The sequence below is a fragment of the Bacillus timonensis genome, assembly GCF_004799755.1.
Classification (GTDB): domain Bacteria; phylum Bacillota; class Bacilli; order Bacillales; family Bacillaceae_L; genus Ferdinandcohnia; species Ferdinandcohnia timonensis_A.
Window position 1 is genome coordinate 1 of record NZ_SLUB01000143.1, and the last position, 760, is coordinate 760.

Below are 760 nucleotides of genomic sequence, written 5' to 3' on the forward strand. Positions count from 1 at the left end.
CTCATTATGAGTATTGGTAGGGTGAATCTGAGGGTTCCTCGTACTCGCAATGGGGGATTTTCACCTTCCTTGTTTGAAAAATATGCACGTTGTGATCAAGCATTTGTACTTTCAATGCTAGAAATGGTTGTAAACGGTGTGTCTACTCGAAAAGTCAAAAATATTGTTCAACAATTATGTGGGGAAAGTGTTTCAAAGTCTTTTGTTTCTTCCCTCACTGAAAAACTAGATCCAATTGTAAACGCATGGGCAAATCGACCGTTGAATACGACATACTATCCTTATATTTTTGCTGACGCTATGTATATTAAGGTGCGCGAACATAATCGTGTTGTATCAAAAGCTGTTTATATCGCTACTGCCATTACGGAAGAAAACCGCCGAGAAATACTTGGGGTAAGAGTAGATCACGTAGAGAGCTATGATGCTTGGAAAGCCTTTTTACATCACTTACAATCTAGGGGAGTACAATCACCTAAACTGTTTATTACAGATGCACATGCTGGCTTAAAAAAGGCTCTAAAAGAGGTCTTTGTCGGAACTGTTTGGCAACGTTGTACAGTCCATCTCAAGCGAAATATCTTTAATGTAATGCCCAAAAAAGGGATAGATGAAGAAAAACTAGGTTTAAAAAGAATTTTTGAAGCTGTTAGTGTAGAGGATGCCCGAAAGTTTAAAGATGAATTTCTTGAACGTTTTGGAGATAATCCAAAACTGGAGAAAGCAATTCGAACTTTAGAAGATGGCTTCGAAGATGCTA

At 38.0% G+C, this 760-nt stretch carries 1 protein-coding gene; it reads left to right on the plus strand.

The genetic code is table 11. The features are described 5' to 3' along the window. A partial coding sequence (locus E1I69_RS24265; protein WP_136382030.1) for an IS256 family transposase occupies positions 1-760 on the plus strand: 760 nt, incomplete at both ends.